The 19309-nt window shown below is 70.8% G+C and carries 20 protein-coding genes and 1 tRNA gene; 12 read left to right on the top strand and 9 right to left on the bottom strand.

What is annotated here, in order from left to right; genetic code table 11:
* Positions 1-165 precede the first annotated feature (165 nt).
* Positions 166-492, top strand: coding sequence for a hypothetical protein (locus GLX30_RS19290; RefSeq protein WP_159690434.1), 327 nt, complete (start codon positions 166-168; stop codon positions 490-492).
* 82 nt (positions 493-574) lie between these two features.
* The gene (locus tag GLX30_RS19295) at positions 575-976 is read left to right on the top strand and encodes a DUF4234 domain-containing protein (RefSeq protein ID WP_208545444.1); all 402 of its coding nucleotides are present in this window, start codon (positions 575-577) and stop codon (positions 974-976) included.
* Positions 977-1093: 117 nt separating this feature from the next.
* On the opposite strand, the gene GLX30_RS34405 is transcribed toward GLX30_RS19295, so the two are convergent.
* Positions 1094-1243: a hypothetical protein gene (locus GLX30_RS34405; protein WP_167306844.1), complete on the bottom strand. Its 150-nt coding sequence runs from the start codon at positions 1241-1243 to the stop codon at positions 1094-1096.
* A gap of 113 nt (positions 1244-1356) precedes the next feature.
* The gene (gene phoU, locus GLX30_RS19300; RefSeq protein ID WP_159690440.1) at positions 1357-2034 is read right to left on the bottom strand and encodes a phosphate signaling complex protein PhoU; all 678 of its coding nucleotides are present in this window, start codon (positions 2032-2034) and stop codon (positions 1357-1359) included.
* Between the two features lie 196 nt (positions 2035-2230).
* Between phoU and GLX30_RS19305 the strand changes: the two genes are divergently transcribed.
* Positions 2231-3487: an ATP-binding protein gene (locus GLX30_RS19305; protein ID WP_159690443.1), complete on the top strand. Its 1257-nt coding sequence runs from the start codon at positions 2231-2233 to the stop codon at positions 3485-3487.
* Positions 3484-4164, top strand: coding sequence for a response regulator transcription factor (locus GLX30_RS19310; RefSeq protein WP_053557145.1), 681 nt, complete (start codon positions 3484-3486; stop codon positions 4162-4164). Before GLX30_RS19305 ends, GLX30_RS19310 begins: the two co-directional genes overlap by 4 nt.
* 91 nt (positions 4165-4255) lie before the next feature.
* Here GLX30_RS19310 and GLX30_RS19315 read toward each other — a convergent pair whose 3' ends face one another.
* Complete coding sequence (locus GLX30_RS19315; RefSeq protein ID WP_159690446.1) at positions 4256-4948, bottom strand: DUF461 domain-containing protein; 693 nt, start codon at positions 4946-4948, stop codon at positions 4256-4258.
* 633 nt (positions 4949-5581) lie between these two features.
* On the opposite strand from GLX30_RS19315, the gene GLX30_RS19325 reads away from it, so the two are divergent.
* From GLX30_RS19325 to GLX30_RS19350, 6 genes are all read left to right on the top strand, one after another.
* Positions 5582-6064: a CarD family transcriptional regulator gene (locus tag GLX30_RS19325; protein WP_003953493.1), complete on the top strand. Its 483-nt coding sequence runs from the start codon at positions 5582-5584 to the stop codon at positions 6062-6064.
* Positions 6065-6351: 287 nt separating this feature from the next.
* Positions 6352-7089 carry a 2-C-methyl-D-erythritol 4-phosphate cytidylyltransferase gene (gene ispD / locus GLX30_RS19330; RefSeq protein WP_159690449.1) on the top strand — a complete coding sequence of 246 codons (738 nt, stop codon included), beginning with the start codon at positions 6352-6354 and terminating at the stop codon, positions 7087-7089.
* On the top strand, positions 7079-7582 hold the full coding sequence (gene ispF / locus GLX30_RS19335; RefSeq protein ID WP_159690452.1) for a 2-C-methyl-D-erythritol 2,4-cyclodiphosphate synthase: 504 nt from the start codon (positions 7079-7081) through the stop codon (positions 7580-7582). Before ispD ends, ispF begins: the two co-directional genes overlap by 11 nt.
* Positions 7583-7679: 97 nt before the next feature.
* On the top strand, positions 7680-9077 hold the full coding sequence (gene cysS / locus GLX30_RS19340; protein ID WP_159690455.1) for a cysteine--tRNA ligase: 1398 nt from the start codon (positions 7680-7682) through the stop codon (positions 9075-9077).
* A gap of 78 nt (positions 9078-9155) precedes the next feature.
* Positions 9156-10109, top strand: a complete 954-nt coding sequence (gene rlmB, locus GLX30_RS19345) for a 23S rRNA (guanosine(2251)-2'-O)-methyltransferase RlmB (RefSeq protein WP_159690458.1) — start codon at positions 9156-9158, stop codon at positions 10107-10109.
* A gap of 178 nt (positions 10110-10287) precedes the next feature.
* Positions 10288-11847, top strand: coding sequence for a DoxX family protein (locus GLX30_RS19350; RefSeq protein ID WP_159690461.1), 1560 nt, complete (start codon positions 10288-10290; stop codon positions 11845-11847).
* Positions 11848-11941: 94 nt separating this feature from the next.
* Here GLX30_RS19350 and GLX30_RS19355 read toward each other — a convergent pair whose 3' ends face one another.
* From GLX30_RS19355 to ugpC, 3 genes are all read right to left on the bottom strand, one after another.
* Complete coding sequence (locus tag GLX30_RS19355) at positions 11942-12664, bottom strand: nucleotidyltransferase family protein (RefSeq protein WP_159690464.1); 723 nt, start codon at positions 12662-12664, stop codon at positions 11942-11944.
* A 159-nt stretch (positions 12665-12823) separates the two neighbouring features.
* Positions 12824-13246 (bottom strand): hypothetical protein, encoded by a 423-nt coding sequence (locus GLX30_RS19360; protein WP_159690467.1) that lies wholly within the window; start codon positions 13244-13246, stop codon positions 12824-12826.
* A 228-nt stretch (positions 13247-13474) separates the two neighbouring features.
* Positions 13475-14602: a sn-glycerol-3-phosphate ABC transporter ATP-binding protein UgpC gene (ugpC, locus tag GLX30_RS19365; protein ID WP_159690470.1), complete on the bottom strand. Its 1128-nt coding sequence runs from the start codon at positions 14600-14602 to the stop codon at positions 13475-13477.
* 175 nt (positions 14603-14777) lie between these two features.
* Between ugpC and GLX30_RS19370 the strand changes: the two genes are divergently transcribed.
* Positions 14778-14854: transfer RNA gene (locus GLX30_RS19370), tRNA-Thr, on the top strand.
* 52 nt (positions 14855-14906) lie between these two features.
* On the opposite strand, the gene GLX30_RS19375 is transcribed toward GLX30_RS19370, so the two are convergent.
* On the bottom strand, positions 14907-16298 hold the full coding sequence (locus GLX30_RS19375; RefSeq protein WP_159690473.1) for an FAD-dependent oxidoreductase: 1392 nt from the start codon (positions 16296-16298) through the stop codon (positions 14907-14909).
* 168 nt (positions 16299-16466) lie between these two features.
* On the opposite strand from GLX30_RS19375, the gene GLX30_RS19380 reads away from it, so the two are divergent.
* Positions 16467-16937: a GNAT family N-acetyltransferase gene (locus GLX30_RS19380; protein WP_159690476.1), complete on the top strand. Its 471-nt coding sequence runs from the start codon at positions 16467-16469 to the stop codon at positions 16935-16937.
* Between the two features lie 52 nt (positions 16938-16989).
* Here GLX30_RS19380 and GLX30_RS19385 read toward each other — a convergent pair whose 3' ends face one another.
* Complete coding sequence (locus GLX30_RS19385; RefSeq protein WP_159690479.1) at positions 16990-17985, bottom strand: zinc-binding dehydrogenase; 996 nt, start codon at positions 17983-17985, stop codon at positions 16990-16992.
* A gap of 46 nt (positions 17986-18031) precedes the next feature.
* Positions 18032-19216, bottom strand: coding sequence for an NAD(P)-binding protein (locus GLX30_RS19390; protein ID WP_159690482.1), 1185 nt, complete (start codon positions 19214-19216; stop codon positions 18032-18034).
* Positions 19217-19309 lie beyond the last annotated feature (93 nt).

Genomic DNA, 19309 nt, shown 5'->3' on the forward strand with positions numbered 1-19309 from the left:
CACTGCACGATCAGGCCCCCTGCTCACGGGATTCCCGCGGGCAGGGGGCTTGTCGCTGCCCAGGGTTGTCTCCGCGCCCGCATGCTTGACCGGGTCGCAGTAGGGAGTGAAGCCTGCGGGGTACGCGCCCTATCGAGCGACGTCTCAGTCTCTTAGCTCGGCGCTATGGGCTGGTTGACCCTGATCAGTACCTTGAGCGGCGGCGTGCTGGGCGTCGGCTCCGAGGTGGTGGAGGCCTTCCGCTCGACCGGCGTGATAGCAGCCAAGTACGAACTCTTCCTGGTGGCACCACCTGGCGTGTACGACGCCGCTCGGGAGGCCTACGAACTTCTGAGAGCGTTGCGAGTAGCCATCGCGACGACTGACGTCGTGGTAGGGGATGACTCCGCCGAGTGGCAGGCACTCCACATGCCGTACGACACCGCCTTGCGGCATCTTCGCGCTGCCATGCGGGGCTCACTGGGTCCCACCTTCGACCAGGAGCCCAGGTGACGAACCATGCCGGAGGCTCAGCCCTCCCACCGCGCGCCTGATCGCGGTGGGCGTGATGCACTGGAGTGAGAGGAGGTGCGTCGTGTCCGGTCGTGTCGGCAAACCCCGCAACATCTTTCTCGTGTGGCTGATCTGGCCGCTGATCACCCTGGGTGTCTACCACTTCGTCTGGTACTACAAGGTCAACCGCGAGGCCCGTGACTTCGATCGCCGCATCGAGGTCAACCCCGCGTACGCGGTGCTGGCCGTGCTCGTCGGCTGGCTGGTGATCGTTCCGCCCTTCGTGTCGGTCTACAACACCGGGCAGCGCATCGCCGACATGCAGAAGGCGGCCGGGATGCAGCCCAGTTGCAACCCCTGGATCGGGTTGATCCTCATGATCGTCGCCGGCCTGCACGCGCTGTACTACCAGCACGAGCTGAACCAGATCTGGACCCACTACGGGAACCCGGCGGAGGGCGAGCAGGTCCCCCTCGCGGCCTGACGTCCGACGGGACCGGCAGGAGACCGTCGAGCGGCATGCGCGATCCGCGAGGCGACGACGCCGCACAGCAAGGGCCCCGTCCGGCCGCGGACGGGGCCCTCGTCGTGCGAGTGCGCGTCAGCCGCAGCAGCCGCCGCACTGGCAGGGGGCGCCGGACTGGCAGCCGCAGCCGCAGCCGGAGCCACAGCCGCAGGCGCCGAGGACGGGCAGGTGGACCGCTTCGCGCGGGTCTTCCTGCCGGGGGTCGGTGGTGGGGGATTCGGCCATGGGTCCCTCCTCAGGGGCGTACGGGAATGCCGCCACGCCCATTGCATTCCCGTCGGGCCGGGCGCATCAACGGCGCATGCGCGCAAGCGCCCCCGTGCGCCCCCTCGGCGCCGCTACGCGCCCTCCACCGTCGTCTGCTGCTGGATCTCGTCCGCGTGCTCACCCGTCACCAGGTACACCACGCGCTTGGCCACCGACACCGCGTGATCCGCGAACCGCTCGTAGTAGCGGCCGAGCAGCGTCACGTCGACCGCCGTCTCGATGCCGTGCTTCCAGCGGTCGTCCATCAGGTGCTGGAAGAGCGTGCGGTGCAGCAGGTCCATCTCGTCGTCGTCCTGCTCCAGCTGGAGCGCCAGGTCGACGTCCTTGGTGATGATGACCTCAGCCGCCTTCGCCATCAGGCGCTGGGCCAGCTGCCCCATCTGCAGGATTGTGGCGTGCAGGTCGTTCGGCACGGCACGGTTCGGGAAGCGCAGCCGGGCCAGCTTGGCCACGTGCTGGGCCAGGTCGCCGGAGCGCTCCAGGTCGGCGCTCATCCGCAGCGAGGTGACCACGATCCGCAGATCCGTGGCGACCGGCTGCTGCCGCGCCAGCAGGGCGATCGCCCGTGCCTCCAGATCGTGCTGCAGATCGTCGACCTTCTGGTCGCCGGCAATCACGTTCTCTGCGAGCTTGAGATCGGCGTCGAGCATGGCCGTGGTGGCGCGCCCGATCGCCGACCCGACCAGCCGGGCCATTTCGACCAGGCCCTCGCCGATCGAGTCCAGTTCCTCGTGGTACGCGTCCCGCATGGTGTCCCTCTCTTGATACGACCGGGGTCCGGGTGGGGCTCGAACCCCCACGCTCCCACGTTCCGACGGGGAGGAGTCCGACGGCTCCCTCCCAAATGAACCAGCACTATCCCCTTGGTGAACTCTGAGCGACGACTGTTCGAGGTGCCACCCGTTTGGCTGGGAGAGTGCCCCGCGACCCGCATAACCTGAATGCATGGACGTGAACGCGGCGGTTGCCGCAGCAGCAGCGATCGCCGGTCTCTGCACCGGTGTCATCGCGGTGCTGGCGTTCCGCTGGAGCGAACGCGAACAGAAGCGGCCCACCCGGACGTCGCTCCACACCGATGCCGTGCTCCCGCCCGGCGTCGACACCGTCCTGTCTGTGCTCCGCAGTTCCGCGGTCGTCCTCGACGAGTCCGACTCCGTCGTCAAGGCCAGCTCCGCGGCCTACGCCCTCGGCCTGGTCCGCGGCGGCAAACTCGCCGTGGAACCGATGCTGCACATGGCCCGTGACACCCGGCGTGACGGGGAGATACGGCAGGTCGAGCTGGACCTGCCCCGCCGCGGCACCGGTCGCGGCGAGGCGCTGGCCGTCTCCGCCCGCGTCGCCCCGCTGGGCTCGCGACTCGTCCTGCTGCTGGTCGAGGACCTGACGGAGGCCCGCCGCATAGAGGCCGTACGGCGCGACTTCGTCGCCAACGTCAGCCATGAGCTCAAGACCCCCGTCGGGGCGCTCTCCCTGCTCTCGGAGGCTGTCATGGACGCCTCCGACGACCCCGAGGCCGTCACCCGCTTCGCCGGGCGGATGCAGATCGAGGCGACCCGGCTCACCAATCTCGTGCAGGAACTGATCGACCTCTCCCGGGTGCAGAACGACGACCCGCTGGAGGATTCCGAGCCCGTACGGGTCGAGGAACTGGTCGCCGAGGCCATCGACCGCTCCCGGCAGACCGCCTCCGCCAAGCAGATCACCATGGCCGCGGGAGCCGCCGCCGACCTGCGGATCTGGGGGAACCGTGGCAAGCTCGCAGCCGCGCTCGGCAACCTCGTCGAGAACGCCGTCAACTACTCCCCGGCCCGTACCCGCGTCGGCATCTCCGCCCGCCGTGTCTCGGCCCCGGGCGGGGACCTGATCGAGATCGCCGTGACCGACCAGGGCATCGGCATCTCTGAGAAGGACCGCGAGCGGATCTTCGAGCGGTTCTACCGGGTCGACCCCGCCCGTTCCCGCGCCACCGGGGGCACCGGCCTGGGGCTGGCCATCGTCAAGCACGTGGCCGCCTCGCACGGCGGGGAGGTCACGGTCTGGAGCTCCGAGGGACAGGGCTCCACCTTCACGCTGCGGCTGCCGGAGGCAGGCGCGGCGAAAGAACGCGCAACCAGCGGCCAGGATCGCGTCGAAGAGGACGACGACCGGCCTTACGACACCGATCCGAACACCGAAATTCCTGCCCCGGAGGTCCTTCCGTGACCCGAGTGCTCGTCGTCGAGGATGAGGAATCCTTCAGCGACGCCCTGTCCTACATGCTCCGCAAGGAGGGCTTCGAGGTCGCTGTGGCGACCACGGGCCCCGACGGACTCGACGAGTTCGAACGCAACGGAGCCGACCTGGTGCTCCTCGACCTGATGCTGCCCGGACTGCCCGGCACCGAGGTGTGCCGCCAACTGCGGGGCCGCTCGAACGTGCCCGTGATCATGGTGACCGCCAAGGACAGCGAGATCGACAAGGTCGTCGGGCTGGAGATAGGAGCCGACGACTACGTCACCAAGCCCTTCTCCTCCCGGGAACTGGTCGCCCGCATCCGCGCGGTGCTCCGCCGCCGCGGTGAGCCGGAGGAGGTCACGCCGGCCGCCCTGGAAGCGGGGCCGGTGCGCATGGACGTGGACCGTCACGTCGTGACCGTCTCCGGCGGCAAGGTCGACCTGCCGCTCAAGGAGTTCGACCTGCTCGAGATGCTGCTGCGCAACGCGGGCCGCGTGCTGACCCGTATGCAGCTGATCGACCGGGTGTGGGGCGCTGACTACGTGGGTGACACCAAGACCCTCGACGTCCATGTGAAGCGGCTGCGCGCCAAGATCGAGCCGGACCCGGGCGCGCCGCGCTATCTGGTGACGGTCCGCGGCCTGGGCTACAAGTTCGAGCCGTAGGAGTCCGGCGGAGCGACGGTCCGCCGGACCCACAGCGAAGGGGCGCCCGCCGGAATCCGGCGGGCGCCCCTTCGGCGTTCGTGCGCGGGGGTCAGTGGCCCGCGCTGTGCGACGCGGACGCCGAGTCGGTCGGCAGCTCGGGCTCGCTGCCGGCCGCCTCCGTGTCGCCCTCCGGCGCTTCGGGGGAGGCCGGGGTGCCGGTGGGGGCGCCGGACGGGCTGCCCGAGGGGGACGTCGTCGGGGCGGCGGGCGACGGCTTCGGCTTCGGTACCTCGGTCGGGCCGAAGTCCTTGAAGTAGTTCGTCGCCGGGACGACCAGGGCCCGCAGCGTGATGTCGCCCGTCTCGCTGAACCGGAAGACGACCTCTCGGTTCGAGCCGTCGTTCATCTCCTGGTTGCCGTTCTCGATCACGGCGGACGCGTTGTCCTTGCCGCCGATGATGAGGCGGCCCTGCGCGGGGACGGTGACGGCCTTGGAGCCCTTGGCGGGGGTCAGCTTCACCTTGGCGTCGGAGCCCGGCAGCGTGATCGACTCGAGGGTCTGCGGCTTCACGCCGTCGTTGAAGATCGTCAGGGCCACCACGGCGGGGCCCTTCACGTCCGGCTTCGGCTGCGTGATGACGTTGACGTTCTGCAGCTTCAGGTTGTCGACGGCGGTGGCCGCGTTGTCCGGCCTGACACCGAGGGTCTGCGCGTCGTTGCCCGCACCGCAGGCGGAGAGCGAGGCGATCGAGAAGACGATGGCAGCGCCGGCGAGGGCACCGCGTCGAAGGCTGCTGCTCACGGCGGCGCTTCTCCTTCTACGTACGGACGGGGTGGTGGCGGCTGTCACCGGCCAAGGGCGTGTCACTCGCGCTCAGGTTACCGAGCCGCCGATCACGTCCCGCACCCGACCCGCCCTTTGCGGGCGGCGGACGAGAAGGACCCGTCCGGGTGGACGTCCGGCCGGCTTGTCGGCGGGTGCCGCCGAGTGACCCGCCGATGTCTCAGGATGCGGCATCCCGATCATGTGTTCCGATCACCCGCCGACCCGCCCGTTCACATAACCGTGGTGATCAATTTCCTGGGGCGTCGCACATTCCTTGCGAATGGCCGCGGTGATCAATTCCGGATTCTCCGGCGCGTCGGTCCGTACGGGTGACCGGCGGCCGAACGGAGTACGGGAAGTTCACCGTCTAGAATCCGGCAAATCGGGACGTTCAGCCTCTTCGGAGGGGGGTACGCGCTCTGTGACGCGCGTGTTTCTGTCCGCCCGCGCAGTGGCTCCGACCTGCGAATACCGCAGTCCGGAAGCTGTCCGCAGCACGTTCCTGTCTCGGTTGTCAAGCCCCGAGATATGCCCTGACCTGCGAAAACGCCATTCAGAAGAAGCCGTATCCGTGTTACCCTGGATAGCCACGGAAGGGGTACCTGTCACATGACGTTCAAGGTTGGCGACACCGTGGTCTATCCCCATCACGGGGCCGCGCTGATCGAGGCCATCGAAACTCGCCAGATCAAAGGCGTGGACAAGACCTACTTGGTGCTCAAGGTCGCCCAGGGCGATCTGACGGTTCGCGTGCCAGCGGACAATGCGGAGTTCGTCGGCGTTCGCGATGTGGTCGGCCAGGACGGACTCGACCGGGTCTTCGAGGTGCTTCGTGCACCGTACGCCGAAGAGCCGACGAACTGGTCCCGTCGCTACAAGGCAAATCTCGAGAAGCTCGCCTCCGGCGATGTCATCAAGGTCGCCGAGGTAGTGCGCGACCTGTGGCGTCGTGAGCGCGAGCGTGGGCTTTCCGCAGGTGAGAAGCGGATGCTCGCAAAGGCGCGCCAGATCCTGGTGAGCGAGCTCGCCCTCGCGGAGAACACCAATGAGGACAAGGCCGAGGCTCTGCTCGACGAGGTCCTCGCGTCCTGACGCACAATAATGCCGCGGTGCCCGCTGGCACGCTGTGAAATCACCCTCCGTGAAATCCAGCCTGCCGCCGGGCGCTGCGGCATGTGTGTGAACGGTCGCAGCTGAAGGCTCGCAAGGGTCGCAACTTTCTGACGGTCGCGACCGTCGTCGTCCGGCACCGTGGCGTGCCGGGCCTCGGCGGCTGGCGCAGACCAGTGGTCACGGAAGGGCCCGTCAAGGCGTCGCGCCCGGCACGCTGTGGCCATACCCATGTCGGCTGAGGAAACAAACCTGCCGGAGTGCAACCGATGTCAGACGTATCGCGCCACCACCGCACCGCGGCCGTGATCCCGGCCGCCGGCCGGGGTGTGCGGCTCGGCCCCGGTGCCCCGAAGGCGCTCCGCGCGCTCAACGGCACGCCCATGCTCGTCCACGCCGTGCGCGCCATGGCCGCGTCCCGGGCCGTCTCACTGGTCGTGGTGGTCGCGCCGCCCGACGGGGCTCCCGAGGTGAAGCGGCTCCTCGACGCGCACTCCTTGCCCGAGCGGACGGACTACCTCGTCGTCCCCGGCGGTGACACCCGCCAGGCATCCGTACGCCTCGGTCTCGACGCGCTCCCCGACGACATCGGGACCGTCCTCGTGCATGACGCGGCCCGCCCGCTGGTGCCCGTGGAGACCGTCGACGCGGTCATCGAGGCCGTACGCGACGGCGCTCCCGCCGTCGTGCCCGCGCTGCCCCTCGCGGACACCGTCAAGCAGGTCGAACCGGCCGGCAAGGACGAGCCGGAGCCCGTCGTCGCCACTCCCGACCGGGCCGCTCTGCGCGCCGTGCAGACCCCCCAGGGCTTCGAGCGCGAGACCCTGGTGCGCGCGCACGCGACGGTCACCGACAACGTCACCGACGACGCGAGCATGGTCGAGCAGCTGGGCCTGCGGGTCGTCGTCGTCCCGGGGCACGAAGAAGCGTTCAAGGTGACCCGGCCGCTCGATCTCGTGCTGGCCGAGGCCGTACTCGCCCGGAGGAGGGCCACCGATGGCTTCTGAGGAGCTCCGCCTGCCGCAGGTCGGCATCGGCACCGATGTGCACGCCTTCGAGAAGGGGCGCGAACTGTGGTGCGCCGGCCTGCTCTGGGAAGGCGCGGAAAGCGACGGGTACGGCCTCGCGGGACACTCCGACGGTGACGTCGCCGCGCACGCCGCGTGCGACGCCCTCTTCTCCGCCGCCGGCGTCGGTGACCTCGGCGCGCACTTCGGTACGTCGCGGCCCGAGTGGTCCGGCGCCTCCGGGGTCGCCCTGCTCTCGGAGGCGGCGCGGATCGTGCGTGCCGCCGGGTTCGAGATCGGCAACGTCTCCGTTCAGGTGATCGGCGTACGCCCCAAGATCGGCAAGCGCCGCGAGGAGGCGCAGAAGGCGCTGTCCGCCGCGGTGGGCGCGCCGGTCGCGGTCTCCGGGACCACCACCGACGGTCTCGGCCTGACGGGACGGGCGGAAGGGCTCGCCGCCATGGCGACCGCGCTCGTGGTCCGCACGGGGTGACGGGCGGCGGACGGGGGTGTAATCCGCGTCACCCTGATGTCACGTCCTGGCAGGAAACGGTCGCGAGGCACTACCACGCGCCCACTACCCTTGTTGCGTGACCATTCGCCTGTACGACACCAGCGCCCGGCAGATCCGTGACTTCGCCCCTCTCGTGCCGGGTTGTGTCTCGATCTACCTGTGCGGTGCGACGGTGCAGGCCGCCCCGCACATCGGGCACATCCGGTCGGGACTGAACTTCGACATCATGCGCCGCTGGTTCGAGTACCGCGGTTTCGACGTCACGTTCATCCGGAACGTGACCGACATCGACGACAAGATCATCACCAAGTCGACGGACCAGGGCCGCCCTTGGTGGTCCATCGGCTACGAGAACGAGCGTGCCTTCAACGACGGGTACGAGGTCCTCGGCTGCCTCCCGCCCACCTACGAACCCCGCGCCACCGGCCACATCACCGAGATGGTCGAGATGATGCGCGGCCTGATCGAGCGCGGGCACGCCTACGAGGCCGACGGCAGCGTCTACTTCGACGTGCGGTCCTTCCCCGACTATCTGGCGCTGTCCAACCAGGACATCGACGACCTGCGCCAGCCCACGGAAGAGGGCATCACCGGTAAGCGCGACCCGCGCGACTTCGCCATGTGGAAGGCGACCAAGCCGGGCGAGCCCTCCTGGGAGACCCCGTGGGGCCGCGGCCGGCCGGGCTGGCACCTGGAGTGCTCGGCGATGGCGCACAAGTACCTCGGTGAGGCCTTCGACGTCCACGGCGGCGGTCTCGACCTGATCTTCCCCCACCACGAGAACGAGATCGCCCAGGCCAAGGCCTACGGCGATGCCTTCGCCTCGTTCTGGGTGCACAACGCCTGGGTCACCATGAGCGGCGAGAAGATGTCGAAGTCGCTCGGCAACTCGGTGCTCGTCTCCGAGATGGTGAAGAACTGGCGCCCGATCGTCCTGCGCTACTACCTCGGCACCCCGCACTACCGCTCGATGATCGAGTACAGCGAGGAGGCCCTGCGCGAGGCCGAGTCGGCGTTCGCCCGGATCGAGGGCTTCGTCCAGCGGGTCGTCGAGAAGGCGGGCGCGGTCGCGCCGGCCGCCGAGGTGCCGCTCGCGTTCGCCGAGGCCATGGACGACGACCTGGGCGTACCGCAGGCCCTCGCGATCATCCACACCACGGTCCGGCAGGGGAACAGCGCGCTGGCCGCCGACGACAAGGAAGCAGCCGTGGCACGCCTCGCCGAGGTCCGTGCCATGCTGGGAGTCCTCGGCCTGGACCCGCTCGACCCGCACTGGGCCGGCGAGGCCGACCGCGGCGAAGACCTGCACGGGGTCGTCGACACGCTCGTCAGGCTCGTGCTCCAGCAGCGCGAGTCGGCCAGGTCCCGCAAGGACTGGGCCACGGCGGACGCCATCCGCGACCAGCTGAACCAGTCCGGACTCGTCATCGAGGACGGTCCCGACGGACCGCGCTGGACACTCGGACCGCGCTGAGCACCGGGCGCATGTGCCGCCCGGTGTTCCGGGCGGCACACTTTCACTTAACGACGCGATCCAGAGGAACGAAAAGTCATGGCCGGGAACAGCCAGCGCAGGAACCGCCGCACGTCCAACAAGAAGGGCGCGCAGGTCGGCAGCGGTGGCCAGCGTCGCCGCGGCCTCGAGGGCAAGGGCCCGACGCCGCCCGCCTCCGCCCGTAAGGGGCACAAGAAGAACCGCGTCGCCAACGCGCAGGCGAGGAAGGCCACCAGCCGTCGGCCCGTCGCCCGCCGCGGTGGCAAGGGCACGTCCGAGATGGTCGTCGGCCGCAACCCGGTCTTCGAGGCGCTGCGCGACGGCGTGCCGGCCTCCACGCTCTACGTCCAGCAGTTCATCGACAACGACGAGCGGGTGCGCGAGGCGCTCCAGCTCGCAACCGGACGCGGCAACATCAACATCATGGAGGCGCCGCGCCCCGAGCTCGACCGGCTGACGAACGGGCTCAATCACCAGGGCCTCGTGCTCCAGGTCCCGCCGTACGAGTACGCGCACCCGGAGGACCTCGCCGCCGCCGCGTTCGACGACGGTGAGGACCCGCTGATCGTCGCCCTCGACGGTGTCACAGATCCCCGTAACCTGGGCGCCGTCGTCCGTTCCGTGTCGGCCTTCGGCGGCCACGGCGTGGTCGTCCCCGAGCGCCGCGCCGCGGGGATGACCGCGGGAGCCTGGAAGACCTCCGCCGGTACGGCCGCCCGTACGCCGGTCGCGCGGGCCACCAACCTGACGCGCGCCCTGGAGTCGTACCAGAAAGCCGGTCTGACCGTCGTGGGTCTGGCCGCCGACGGCGAGAGCGAGGTCGGGGACCTCGAGGCTCTCGGCGGGCCGCTGGTCATCGTCGTGGGCAGCGAGGGCAAGGGCCTGTCCCGTCTCGTCGGCGAGACCTGCGACTACCTGGTCCGCATCCCCATGCCGGGCGGGGCGGAGTCTCTCAACGCCGGTGTCGCGGCCGGTGTCGTCCTGTACGAGGCGGCCAAGCGGCGCGCCTGAGTACCGTATTGGGCCGTTTTCGGACCGCTGTGGGCGTAAACCGGTCGATAAGGAACGCTTGACGGGTCTCGGACAGATCGGGCCCGTCAGGCCGTGCCCTAATCACGCATCACTCGGTTAGATGAGTGTGGACACCAGAACGCCCCGGTCCGGGTTCGATGATCAGCCTGCGTTGAGCATGGTGAAGGTGGACTGCGATCCCGCGCAGGTCATCGTCAGCCACGCCAGTTTCCGGGTGCAGCTCGCCCGGAGCCCGCGCCCCGCACGTGCCGTGGCGGACACCGCGCGCCTCGCCCCGCTCGCCGGAGCCGGCGCGGCGGGAAGGCCGCGCAGGGCGCCCGTCGTATGGAGCGGCAGGTCGGCCCCCGGGGACTCCGGGGCGACCGGGCTGCTCCAGGCCGTACGCAACTCCACCCTCGAGCACGAGGCCTACACCGCGGGCGCCACCCAGGTCATGCCCCGCGTCGACCTCGACGGGACCGTGGCGGCCCCCACGGTCCCCGCCCCCGGCGGCCCCGGCCGGGACAAGCCGCTGCTGCCCCCGATGCGGCAGGCCGTCGGCGCCTACGACTCGTACGACACCGGCCCGTCCCACGGCGAGCAGCCGTACGACGCGGGGACGTACGAGGTCGAGGCGTACGACGACGAGGGCTTCGAGCGGGACCGCGCCGAGCGACGCTCCCCGCAGCGCCACGGCGCCGACTCCGTGCGGCACGCCTACTACCCCGGACGCCGGATGAACCTCGGAGTGGTGCTGCTGCCGCTGCGGGTGCTCCTCGGCCTCATCTCCGTCTACGCCGGCATGGGCAAGCTCTGCGACCCCGTCTACTTCGACGGCGGCGACCGCGGCTCCATGGTCAAGTGGCTCAACGCCCTGAACCCGTGGGCGCTCGGCGAGCCGATGCGTGACTTCGCGGTCGCCCACCCGGTCGGCGCCGGGCTCACCGTCGCCTTCCTCCAGGTCATCGTCGGCGTCCTCACCGTCCTCGGGCTGTGGCAGCGCGTCGCGGCCGTCGTCGGCGCGCTGCTCTCCGCGGCGCTGATCATGACCGTGAGCTGGCGGTCGGTCCCCGTCTACGAGACGCCGGACCTCATCTACCTGGCGGCATGGTCGCCGCTGATCATCGCCGGCGCCCCCGTCTACTCGATCGACGGCCGTCTCGCCGGCGAGGCCTGGCGCACCCTCGGGCCCCGCTCCGAACTGTGGGACCTCCGGCGGCGCGTCCTGCGCCGCGGCGGCCTCGTCGCCGCGGTCGTCGTCGGCCTCACGATGCTCGTGGGCTCGATCCTCGGCGGCGCCGTCCGCTCGAACGACATGGTCACCGTGCCCGGCCCGAACCAGAACCCGACCAACTACCTGCCCGGCGCCCCGCTGCCCGAGGAGACGGGAACCGGCGCCGGCTCGCCGCGCCCGCGCAAGGAGAAGCCCTCCCCGACCGCCAGCCGGCCCACGGAGAAGCCCAAGGAAGCGGCGTCCACGCCCGCGCGGGAAGCCGTGCGGGAGAGCGGCCAGGTCGCCGGTACGCCCAGCGAGACCCAGGGCAGCGGCCCGCAGTCGCCCAGCGGCTCCCAGCCCGCCCCTCCGCCGTCCTCCGGCACGACGGGACCGACCTCGACCGGCGGCAGCAGCTCGGGAGGCACGACCGGCGGCGGCTCGGGCGGCGGCTCGGGCGGCTCCGACGGCGGCAGCGGCGGCTCCGACGGGGGCGGCGGCGTGATCGGCGGCCTGCTGGGCTGAACGTCCGTCCGCGACAGAGCGGAGGGGCGGCCACCGGGATCGATCCCGGTGGCCGCCCCTCCGTCCGTTCAGCAGGAAGCGTGGGACGGGAAGGTCAACGCACCTGGGTGGAGAGCTCCTTGGCGGCCTCCGTCAGGTCCTTCGCCGTGTCGATCGCCCGCCAGTAGGCACCGTTGGGCAACGGGAAGCCGGCCAACCGGCGCTCGCGCGCCAGCCGCGGGAACGTCGTCCGCTCATGGTCGCCCACATCCGGAAGGAACCCCGTGAACTCCGCGGAGAAGACGTACACGCCCGCGTTGATCAGGTACGGCGACGGCGGTGACTCGATGAAGTCCGTGATGTGCCCGAAGGCGTCCGTCTCCACGGCACCCCAGGGGATGCGCGGACGCGCGAGCGCGAGGGTGGCCGCGGCGTCGCGTTCGGCGTGGAAGGCGGCCATCTCCCGCAGCGAGAAGCGGGTCCAGATGTCGCCGTTGGTCGCGTACCAGGGCTGGTCGGGATGCGGCAGGGCGGCCGCGGCGTACTTGAGGCCGCCGCCCCGGCCCAAGGGCTCCGTCTCGACGACGGTCTTGACGCGCAGGGGAAGGACCGCGCTGTCCAGCCACTCCTGGAGCACCTCTGCGAGGTGGCCGCAGGACACCACGGCATCGGTCACGCCCTCCTCGGCCAGCCAGGCAAGCTGGTGGCCGATGATCGGGGTGCCGGTCCCCGGGATCTCGACCATCGGCTTGGGGCGGTCGTCGGTGTACGGGCGCAGCCGAGAGCCCTGGCCGCCCGCCAGGACAACGGCCTGCGTCGGAAACGTAGGCGTTTGCATGGCCTGAACGATATGCGGCGGGTCGGCCGCCCCTGGGCCCGGGACGGCGTCAGTGGCCGTGCGGGGCGCGAGAGGCTGCCCGTGGGGGCGCGGGAGCGCCCCGGGCAGCGGTCAGGGCCCGGCGGGGGCGTCGCCGGGCCCTCATGTCCGCGACGGCCGTCAGGAGCCCTGGGCCTGCTGGGCGACGCCCGTGGCGAACGACGTGTCGCAGACGGGCCGGGAGAACGACTGGGCGCGGGTCGGCCCGTAGAGGTCCACTGCGGCGCGGCCGAGGGCACGCGCGAGGGACATGCAGTGCTCGGCGAGCGACGGGCGCGCCTCGATCTCCCGCTGGAGGTGGGTGAGCGCGACACCCGGGTCCTTGGTCTGCAGCTCCATGAGCAGCCGGTCGCGCAGGACGTCCTGCGGGGCCCGGGACTTGGCGCGTACGGACACGTTCTCCGAGGAGGCGGTGATCATCTGCGACTGGGTGGCCTGCCCTGCCCACGGGACGGCGGTGACCGCGAGGGTTCCGGAGAGCACCAGGACGACAGGCAGAACGAGGGCGAGAGTGCGGCCGATTCGGCGGGCTGTGTGGGTCACGCTCGCGAGCGTAGCGGCCGGTGATGATTTGGCGACATTTAGTCACTCACGCGAGGGATGGTTCGACCGCGCCTTTCGATTACCGTGTTGACGCCGGACGGTGAAATAGCCCGAACGTCCGTCTCTGACGCCTTATTTGCCCAATTAACCGAAAAGCCGGTCCCCGCACCGAAGTGCGGGGCCGGCCGTTCGTCGCTGCTGTGCTTCGCGGCCCGGCCGCTAGGCGGGTCAGCCGCTGAGGCGCTCGCCCGTCGACGTCGAGAAGACGTGGATCTCGCCGGAGCGCGGCACGACGTGGAGCTCGCTGCCCTTGTCCGGGACTGCACGGCCGCCGACGCGGACGACGAGGTCCTTGTGCTCGCCGCCGACCTGGGCGGAGCCGTAGACGTAGCCGTCGGCGCCGAGCTCCTCCACGACGTTCACGGACACGGCGAGGCCGGCCGGGGCGTCCTTGGAGAGGGTCTTGGTGTCGCCCGCGCCGTGCTCGACGACGTCGAAGTGCTCGGGGCGGACGCCGACCGTGACGGTGGTGTCGCCCTTGTCGGCGGCGGCGGACAGGGCCTCGCGGGAGACCGGGACGACGCTGTTGCCGAACTTCACGCCACCGTCGGTGATCGGGACCTCGACGAGGTTCATGGCCGGCGAGCCGATGAAGCCGGCGACGAAGAGGTTGGCGGGGCGGTCGTACATGTTGCGCGGCGAGTCGACCTGCTGGAGCAGGCCGTCCTTCAGCACGGCCACCCGGTCGCCCATGGTCATGGCCTCGACCTGGTCGTGCGTGACGTACACGGTGGTGATGCCGAGGCGGCGCTGCAGGCTCGCGATCTGCGTACGGGTGGAGACACGGAGCTTGGCGTCCAGGTTCGACAGCGGCTCGTCCATGAGGAAGACCTGCGGCTCACGCACGATGGCGCGGCCCATCGCGACACGCTGGCGCTGACCACCGGAGAGGGCCTTCGGCTTGCGGTCCAGGTAGTCGCTGAGGTCGAGGATCTTCGCGGCCTCTTCGACCTTCTTGCGGATCTCGCTCTTGTTGACGCCGGCGATCTTGAGCGCGAAGCCCATGTTGTCGGCGACGGTCATGTGCGGGTAGAGCGCGTAGTTCTGGAACACCATGGCGATGTCCCGGTCCTTCGGCGGCAGGTGCGTGACGTCGCGGTTGCCGATCCGGATGGATCCGCCGTTGACGTCCTCGAGACCCGCGAGCATCCGCAGGGAGGTCGACTTGCCGCAGCCGGACGGCCCGACGAGTACGAGGAACTCGCCGTCCTCGGTCTCGATCTCGAGCTGGTCGACGGCGGGCTTCTCGGAGCCCGGGTAGATCCGGGTCGCCTTGTCGAACGTGACAGTGGCCATGCTGATGTGTCTCCTTCACCGGCAGGAACGTGCCGGACGATCCGAGTAAGGGAGTGGTCTGGTCCAACGGAGTGGACCTGCCGTGACGCTACCTGGCGATCGAGGATCTGTCAGTAGCCGGTGGCGGGAGAAATCCCGCCGGGGCGGCGCGGGCGTTGGTTACACTTCTCTCGCTGCCTCCTTAGCTCAGTTGGCTAGAGCGCTTGACTTGTAATCTTGAGGTCGTCGGTTCGACTCCGACAGGAGGCTCCAGCACGCGAAGGGCCCCCGGACAGACCGTCCGGGGCCCTTCTGCGTGTGCCGGTCAGTGGCGTCCGGAGATCTTGTCCGCCAGGGTCGCGAGCCGGGCCGTCGTCGGGGTGTGGGCGGCGGCCTCGTGCCGGTCGGCCCTGCGGTAGGCGGTGTAGAGGGTGTGGACGCCGAGCCAGCGCAGGGGTTCGGGTTCCCACTTGCGGACCTTGTGGTTGACCCAGGGGAGCGCGGTCAGGTCGGTGGGGCCCGACTGGCCGGAGTCCTGCTGGATCAGGTCGCGCAGGGTGCGGGCGGCCAGGTTGGAGGTGGCGACGCCGGAGCCCACGTAGCCGCCGGCCCAGCCGAGGCCGGTGGAGCGGTCGAGGGTGGCGGTGGCGCACCAGTCGCGGGGGACGCCGAGGACGCCCGACCAGGCGTGGGCGATCCCTGTGCCGGCGAGTCGGGGGAAGAAGCGGATCAGGATCTCGCGGAGCGCCTCGACGGTGGCGGGGCCGGTGCGTCCGTCGTTGTCGGTCCGGGAGCCGTAGCGGTAGGGGGCGCCGCGGCCGCCGATCGCGATGCGGTTGTCGGCGGTGCGCTGGGCGTACATGTAGGCGTGGGCCATGTCGCCGAGGGTCTCGCGGCCGGACCAGCCGATCTCGTCCCATGCGTCGTCGGGGAGCGGCTCCGTGACGATCATTGAGGAGTTCATGGGGAGCCAGGTGCGGTGCTGGCCCTTGAGGGACGCGGTGAACCCTTCGGTGCAGCGCAGGATGTAGGGGGCGCGGACGGTGCCGTACGGGGTGACGGCGTGCTTGGGCCTGATCTCCGTGACGGGTGTCGACTCGTGGACCGTGACGCCGAGCGCCTCCACGGCGGCGGCCAGGCCCTTGACGAGTTTCACGGGGTGCAGGCGGGCGCCGTGCGGGGTCCAGGTGCTGGCGACGGCGCCGCTGACGTGGACGCGTTCCGCTGTCTCGCGGGCGCCGAGCAGGACCCGGTCCTTCTCGCCGAAGGCGATCTCGACGGAGTGGAAGTCCCTCAGGCGCTGGAGCTGGGCGGGGGTGCGGGCGACCTCGAGCACGCCGCCCTTGTGGATGTCGGCGTCGATCCTCTCGTCGCCGGCGACGCGGACGACTTCGTCGACGGTGTCGTTCATGGCCTGCTGGAGGCGTACGGCGGCGTCGTGGCCGTGGAGCCGGGCGTAGCGGTCGCGTCCGGCGATGCCGTTGTAGAGCCAGCCGCCGTTGCGTCCTGAGGCTCCGTAGCCGCAGAACTTGGCCTCCAGGACGGTGATGTTGAGGAACGGGACGGCCTTCTTGAGGTAGTACGCGGTCCACAGGCCGGTGTATCCGCCGCCGACGATGCAGACGTCGGCGCTGCTGTCGCCGGGGAGGGGTTCGCGGGGGACGGGCACGCCGTCCTGTGCGTACCAGAACGATATGCCGCCGTTGACGGTGTTCATGTGGGTCGCTGCTTTCCCTGCCGGTGGGTGGGCCGTGTGGCGGGAATTTACTGCTCCGGGCCGCTTTCCGCGACGTAGGGCCGCGGCATGGGCGCCTGCCGGGCGGGCGGTGGTCCGCTCCGTGGAATCTTCTGGCACGACGAGCGGTCGTAGGGACAGGCTGGTCGCATGATTCGTACTGCCGCGCCCGCAGATGTGCCCGTGATCCACGAGATGGTCCGGGAGCTCGCCGAATACGAGAAGGCCTTGCACGAGGCGAACGCGACCGAGGAGCAGCTGCGTGAGGCGCTGTTCGGTGAGCGGCCTGCCGCGTTCGCGCACATCGCGGAGACGGAGGACGGCGAGGTCGCCGGTTTCGCGCTGTGGTTCCTGAACTTCTCGACGTGGCGCGGTGTGCACGGGATCTACCTGGAGGACCTGTACGTGCGGCCGGGGCTGCGGGGCGGCGGCCACGGGAAGGCGCTGCTCACGGAGTTGGCGCGGATCTGTGTGGAGCGCGGCTACGAGCGTCTGGAGTGGTCGGTGCTGAACTGGAACACCCCGTCGATCGACTTCTACAGGTCGCTGGGGGCACGGCCGCAGGACGAGTGGACGGTCTACCGGCTGACCGACGGGGCGCTCAAGAGCCTCGGAGCCTGATCTTCTCCTTCACGGACCGGTGCCAAGGCGCGGGACGTGACGGATCGGGGGCCTACGGGACGAGGACGACCTTGCCGACGGTGCCGCGTGTCTCGAGGGCGCGGTGCGCGTCGGCGGCGTCCGCCAGGGCGTAGCGCTGGACGGCGGGGCGGAGCCGGCCGGCGGCGGCCTCGGCGAGGGCGCGGCTCTCGAGGGCGCGCAGACCGCCGGCCTTCTCGAGCATGGCGGGGCCGAGTACGCCCTGTGAGGTGATGCCGCGTTCGGCGAGTTCCTCCTCGGTGAGGGTGAGCGGGCTGTCGGAGAGGATGGCTTGGCTGGACCAGCCGAAGACGATGTGCTTGCCGCCCTTGCCGAGAAGGTCCACGGCGGCGCGGCCGGCCTCGCCGCCGACGGAGTCGTAGACGACGGAGGCGCGCCGGTCGCCGAGGTGGCCGCGGACGGTGTCGGGCCAGTTCGGCCGGGTGTAGTCGACGGCCAGGTCGGCGCCGTTGTCGCGGACGCGGGCGGTCTTGGCGAGGCCGCCGGCCAGGCCGATGACGGTGGCGCCGGCGTTCTTGGCGTACTGGACGATCAGGGTGCCGATGCCGCCCGCGGCGGCGGGGACGATCGCGATGTCGTCGGGGCCGAGGTCGGTGTACTGGAGGATGCCGAGCGCGGTCCTTCCGGTGCCGATCATGGCGACGGCCGCCGCCTCGTCGAGTTCCCCGGGGATCTCGTGGAGACGGTCGGCGTCGGTGACGGCGAGTTCGGCGTAGCCCCCGGGCGCCATGCCGAGGTGGGCGACGACGCGCTTGCCGAGCCAGACGGGGTCGGTGCCCTCGCCGAGGGACTCGACGACGCCGGCGACTTCGCGGCCGGGGATCGTCGGCAGTTCCACGGTGACCGGGTACGGACCCCGCGCGCCCTCGCGCAGTGCCGTGTCGAGGAGATGGACACCGGCGGCGGCGACGGCGATCCGTACCTGGCCGGGGCCGGGTACGGGGTCGTCGGCCGTTTCGTAGGACAGGTTCTCTGCGGGGCCGAAGGAGTGCAGGCGGACGGCGTGCATGGTGTGGGCTCCCTTGCGATGGGGTCGTCCGGCCCACTCTTCAACCTCAAGCGCGCTTGACGTCAAGGTGGTTGCGGGTCGCCCGGTGCGAGCTGCCGCGCAGGGCGAGCGAGGTCGCCTCCAGCGCGCTGTTGAAGGACACCTCCGAGAGCAGCCCCGGCGCCGCCACCTGGTCCCCGGCGAGGTAGACGCTGTCCCCGCGGTCGATGGCGGGTCGGTCGCGCCAGGTGGTGCCGGGCAGGTCGACGGCCCCGGTGCGGCCGTTCGCGAGCGCTTCGCGCCGCCACACGGTCCGCTCCCGCCAGCCGGGGAAGCCGAGGTCGAGGAGGGCCTCCGCATGGGCGGTGCCGTCGGCCTTGGTGCCGTCGGGGCCCACGGGGAGCTGCCCCTGCACCAGTTGTTCCCCGGCGGGGGCGAGGGTCGGGTCCTGGGCGGTGAAGCGTTCCAGCCAGCCGGGGGCGTCGAGATCGGAGACCACGAACGCGTCGCCGCGCCGGGTCCGCAGCGCCAGGTCGACCAGGGTCGTGCGGCCGCTGGTCCAGCGCAGGGTGTCGTCACCGAGGAGGCGACGGGCCGCGTCGAGGGTGGTGGCGACGATGACGGGGCCGTGCCTCTCGGGCAGGGCGTCGACGCGTGACATGGTCTCGATGCGTACGCCCAGGTCCCAGGCGCGGGCGGCCATCCGCTCGATGACCTGCCCCCAGCCGCCGCGAGGGTAGTGGGCCTCCGGCGGCAGTGCCGTGGCCCGCCGGAGGCGTTCCTGGACGAACGCGGCGGAGAGCGAGCCGGGGTCGTGGTGGAAGAGCGCGACGCCCATGTAGTGGGCGGCCGCCCGGGCGGCGCGCTCGCCCGCGACGGTCGTCGCCCAGGTCAGGAAGTCGGTGTCGACGGGGGCCGAGCCGGCCGGACGGCGGGCGAGCCGGAGCATTCCGAGGGGCGGGGTCCTGCGCAGCGCGCCGTCGCGGCGGAAGCGGAAGCGTGCACCTTCGAGGGGGGACAGGGATGCGAGGGGGCCGAGCAGGCCCCGCTGCTTCAGCCAGGTCCAGTGGGGGCCGCGGTGGTAGAGGGCATGGGGGCCGTCGTTGGTCCGGTAGGGGCCGTCGCCGGTGCGGGCGCGTCCCCCGAGGGTGTGATGGGCCTCGTACAGGAACACGCGGGCGCCGCACTCGGCGGCGGTGATGGCCGCGGTGAGGCCGGCGAAGCCGCCGCCGATGACGGTGATCTCTTGCATGGATGTCTCTCCCGGGTCGTTCGGCTCGTCGCTCTCAGGAATGCGACGGATCGGGGGCCGGGGGGTGTGACATCGGACGGGCGGGAAGGCGTT

The sequence above is a fragment of the Streptomyces sp. Tu 2975 genome, from assembly GCF_009832925.1.
GTDB lineage: Bacteria > Actinomycetota > Actinomycetes > Streptomycetales > Streptomycetaceae > Streptomyces.

Excerpts from the sequence above, each read along its gene's own strand:
- GLX30_RS19290 (WP_159690434.1), top strand. The coding sequence starts at position 166 with ATGGGCTGGTTGACCCTGATCAGTACCTTGAGCGGCGGCGTGCTGGGC.
- GLX30_RS34405 (WP_167306844.1), bottom strand. The coding sequence starts at position 1,243 with ATGGCCGAATCCCCCACCACCGACCCCCGGCAGGAAGACCCGCGCGAA.
- phoU (WP_159690440.1), bottom strand. The coding sequence starts at position 2,034 with ATGCGGGACGCGTACCACGAGGAACTGGACTCGATCGGCGAGGGCCTG.
- GLX30_RS19305 (WP_159690443.1), top strand. The coding sequence starts at position 2,231 with ATGGACGTGAACGCGGCGGTTGCCGCAGCAGCAGCGATCGCCGGTCTC.
- GLX30_RS19325 (WP_003953493.1), top strand. The coding sequence starts at position 5,582 with ATGACGTTCAAGGTTGGCGACACCGTGGTCTATCCCCATCACGGGGCC.
- ispD (WP_159690449.1), top strand. The coding sequence starts at position 6,352 with ATGTCAGACGTATCGCGCCACCACCGCACCGCGGCCGTGATCCCGGCC.
- ispF (WP_159690452.1), top strand. The coding sequence starts at position 7,079 with ATGGCTTCTGAGGAGCTCCGCCTGCCGCAGGTCGGCATCGGCACCGAT.
- rlmB (WP_159690458.1), top strand. The coding sequence starts at position 9,156 with ATGGCCGGGAACAGCCAGCGCAGGAACCGCCGCACGTCCAACAAGAAG.
- GLX30_RS19350 (WP_159690461.1), top strand. The coding sequence starts at position 10,288 with ATGGTGAAGGTGGACTGCGATCCCGCGCAGGTCATCGTCAGCCACGCC.
- GLX30_RS19355 (WP_159690464.1), bottom strand. The coding sequence starts at position 12,664 with ATGCAAACGCCTACGTTTCCGACGCAGGCCGTTGTCCTGGCGGGCGGC.
- ugpC (WP_159690470.1), bottom strand. The coding sequence starts at position 14,602 with ATGGCCACTGTCACGTTCGACAAGGCGACCCGGATCTACCCGGGCTCC.
- GLX30_RS19375 (WP_159690473.1), bottom strand. The coding sequence starts at position 16,298 with ATGAACACCGTCAACGGCGGCATATCGTTCTGGTACGCACAGGACGGC.
- GLX30_RS19380 (WP_159690476.1), top strand. The coding sequence starts at position 16,467 with ATGATTCGTACTGCCGCGCCCGCAGATGTGCCCGTGATCCACGAGATG.
- GLX30_RS19385 (WP_159690479.1), bottom strand. The coding sequence starts at position 17,985 with ATGCACGCCGTCCGCCTGCACTCCTTCGGCCCCGCAGAGAACCTGTCC.
- GLX30_RS19390 (WP_159690482.1), bottom strand. The coding sequence starts at position 19,216 with ATGCAAGAGATCACCGTCATCGGCGGCGGCTTCGCCGGCCTCACCGCG.